We start from the raw sequence: 2,989 nt of genomic DNA on the forward strand, positions 1-2,989 counted from the left end.
TCCAGGGCACGGCCCCACATGTCGGCGACCATCCGCAACTGCCGCCGCCGCACCGGCTGCACCCCGCCCTCACCCGCCGGGAACGCCCGGTCGATCGCCGCGTGCAACTGGCGCACGGACGCGGGGGCCTGCCCGCTCACCCGTCGTCCCCGTCCTGGCTCTTCACTGCGCGGCGGCCGATCTGCGCCAGCGGGTTCAGCTCCCCGCCCGCGTCCTCCTCCTCCACGTACCCGATCAACGCCTTGGAGTTGTCCTCCCACCCGCCGTGCCGGCCGAGCCGCACCAGGTCCGCGCCCGCCTTGCGACCCGACTTCACGAAGCCCCGCCGGGTGGAGTGGGAGCGCCACCGGCCGGGCAGGCCCGTGCGCTCGATGGAGCGCTGGATGATGTCGGAGAGGGACTCCACTGTCATCCGCCCGGCCGGATCACCGATCGGCTCGCCGTACCGGGTCATGGGCGGGTTGAGGTAGCCGTGCTTGTCCATCCGCACGAACAGCGGCCCGTCGGTGTGGCCGTTCTCCGCGAGCCCCGCAGCCAAGGCACGCACCGCCCGCACCGCGCACAACTCCGGGTCCGGGTCCAGGGGGATGTCGACGTCCTGCCACTTTTTCCGCTTCTTGCGGTACACCGTCGCTCGCAGACCGCCGTCGTCGGGCAGCGGAGTGAAGCTGCCCGGCCAGTCCAGCAGTTGCAGCTCGCTGCCACGGGAGGCCACCGCGTGCCCGAGCAGCATTACCGCCGCGTCCCGCATCCCCACCAGCGTCGTACGGTCCAGCTTGCCCAACGCGTGCTGCAGCACGGCCCGGTCGGCGGGCGTGGCCTTGCGGGGCTTGGCCGCCGGATCCTTCGCCAGCGACAGCTCCATCCGGTAGCCGACCACGACCTTGCGCGCACCCATCGTGTCCGGCGGCTTCACCCCGGCCGCCCGGTGAGAGGAGCGGATGGCGGCGATGATCCGGTCCATCGAGTTCGGGCTGTAGGGCCGCCCGGTGCGCGGGCGCGGCGTGCGCTTCAGGTAGGAGAGGTACTCGGTGACGGTCTGCGCCGCCGCGGGCATCGGCCGCCGCTTCACGCTCACGCACCACTGCGCGAACCGCAGCATGTCCCCCTCGTACGCATCCCCCGTCCCCTCGGGGATGCCCGCCTGAAGGTCCTCGCGCGCCTGGTCGGACAGCCACGCGTCCGGATCCGCATCTGCCGCCGGGACAGCGGGAGTTCGGTTCTCGGGGATCGCGGGGAGGTGGTCGTCGACCAGCTCCGCTTCGACCGGCTCCAAGTCGTCGCTCACCGTCGCGCTGCCCTACGCCGCTCCCGGTTTTCCATGAAGCATCGCTCGCGGAATTCCATCCTTTCCAGCGCTTCCAGCCAGTTGTGGAGCGCTTCTTCGTCGGTGTGCAGCCGGTTGAGACGTTCTCCATGGTGGTGGTCGAAGACTCCCCAGCGTTTACGTCCGAACCAACCGCGCTTGGTGAAGGTGGTGTAGCGGACCGGGTGGCAGTCGTCGCCGCAGTCGAAGGCTTTGTACCGGGTCACGTGCCCGCCCCCCTTCTGATCGTTTCGCTCTTCAGAAGGTACATTATCTAGAGCCAGCCCCACCGATTGCCCCGACACCCCGCCCGGACGGGCCAGTTCCTCGAACAGTTCGATTCTTCGCCAGGAACGATCCTAAGCAGAACACCGACTTCGCCGACTCTGCCCCGCAGACGCTCAGCCGTTGCCGCGGCCCAGGTTCCAACCCACTACCTCAGCCACACGACCGCGCCACAGAACACCTGTGACGGACGTCGACGGCGCGCCGCTGACGACCGTCGCATTACGCAGATGCACGTAGTGCCGCAGCGGGTCCTCCTCCGTGTCTTCGCCGGCCAGCTCGTCCCGCAGACGTTCAACTGCACGGTCAATGACGTCCGGCAGGGCGGCCACTGCCTCCACACCCGTTCCAGTCCCCACCGCCCGCAACTGCACCTTCCACGCGGCGCGCCATGCCTCCCAGCCGATGAGTTGACCGTGCACCACGGCCCCTGGCACGACCAAGGTGATCGAGGCACTGTTCTGGGGATCCTGCTCGACCATAAAGATCAAGGCTTGCAGGTACAGATCTCTTTCGTTGCTCATGGCCGTCAGCATGGCAGAACGCCGCTCAAAGCTCCTGCGTTCTGACCTTCTGATCACGCCGTGCAGAACAGCTAGTTAGGTTCTCCCGGTGGGTGTCATTCATCAGGCCTCGGGGGCCAGAGGGTGATACACCCGGGGCGCGAAGACCAAGGTGGCGTGCCACATATCGTCGGGTTCCATAACCCGCTCGATCTCCTCCACGCGGTACCGAGTAGATCGGCCGTTCTTCTTGTCCAGCAGGAGATAGTCCCCCTCCTCGATGAGAAGGCCGTCATGCCCCCATCCGGACAACCGGATGCGCTGCCCGCTGCTGGTAACCGTGCTGATGCAGTAGTCGTGACCCCAGTAACGGCGGCCAGGACCGAAGTCGTGGGTGGCCGGCTCCCGCTGTTTTCCGTTCAGCATCCTCTGAGGCTACTCCGCTCGCCCGTAACACACGTTGTGCGCTTCCCCCAGAACGATCCTGCGGACGGGACGCCCTATCGACCGCGAGCAGCGGACAGCGGGCACCCGTCGTCACAGGTGACCTCCTGGCAGAGAGGGCAGCATGCGTCATGCCAGGAGGACTCGACCGCATCGGCCGTGTTCAACAGATCTGCGCGGTCCCGCTCATCCCGAACCTGCTCGGCAACGATCCTCAACGTCGCGGCGACGATTCCCACGCTCTCTGGTGCGTCCATTCCCCGAGGCTATCCCCACCGCGGGTCGCCAGGATCAGCCAGCACCCATTCGTCCCCACGGGGCATCAGGAACCGGCCGCACAACGCGCACATCATCTGGTCGAGTTCGCCGAACGAAGTCACGTCGACCGGGCGATGCTCGAAGCAGCCGCCGACCTGCCGCAGTGCGATCGCCGCGGCGGCGGCGCTGCCCG

At 67.7% G+C, this 2,989-nt stretch carries 5 protein-coding genes; all 5 read right to left on the bottom strand.

Annotated features, from left to right (window positions below; translation table 11 throughout):
* Positions 1–136: 136 nt before the first annotated feature.
* Positions 137–1,288, bottom strand: coding sequence for an integrase (locus ABZ404_RS39055; protein ID WP_358991712.1), 1,152 nt, complete (start codon positions 1,286–1,288; stop codon positions 137–139).
* On the bottom strand, positions 1,285–1,533 hold the full coding sequence (locus ABZ404_RS39060) for a hypothetical protein (protein WP_358991714.1): 249 nt from the start codon (positions 1,531–1,533) through the stop codon (positions 1,285–1,287). Before ABZ404_RS39060 ends, ABZ404_RS39055 begins: the two co-directional genes overlap by 4 nt.
* A gap of 174 nt (positions 1,534–1,707) precedes the next feature.
* On the bottom strand, positions 1,708–2,115 hold the full coding sequence (locus tag ABZ404_RS39065; protein WP_358991717.1) for a hypothetical protein: 408 nt from the start codon (positions 2,113–2,115) through the stop codon (positions 1,708–1,710).
* Positions 2,116–2,217: 102 nt separating this feature from the next.
* Positions 2,218–2,520 (bottom strand): hypothetical protein, encoded by a 303-nt coding sequence (locus ABZ404_RS39070; protein WP_358991720.1) that lies wholly within the window; start codon positions 2,518–2,520, stop codon positions 2,218–2,220.
* Between the two features lie 284 nt (positions 2,521–2,804).
* Positions 2,805–2,989 (bottom strand): hypothetical protein (locus ABZ404_RS39075; RefSeq protein WP_358991723.1); only part of this gene is annotated, 185 nt, incomplete at its 5' end.

Origin of the sequence: Streptomyces sp. NPDC005878, assembly GCF_040629815.1 — a bacterium.
Taxonomy (GTDB): Bacteria; Actinomycetota; Actinomycetes; order Streptomycetales; family Streptomycetaceae; genus Streptomyces.

Coding starts and splice junctions, on each gene's coding strand:
- ABZ404_RS39065 (WP_358991717.1), bottom strand. CDS start 2,115: ATGAGCAACGAAAGAGATCTGTACCTGCAAGCCTTGATCTTTATGGTC.
- ABZ404_RS39070 (WP_358991720.1), bottom strand. CDS start 2,520: ATGCTGAACGGAAAACAGCGGGAGCCGGCCACCCACGACTTCGGTCCT.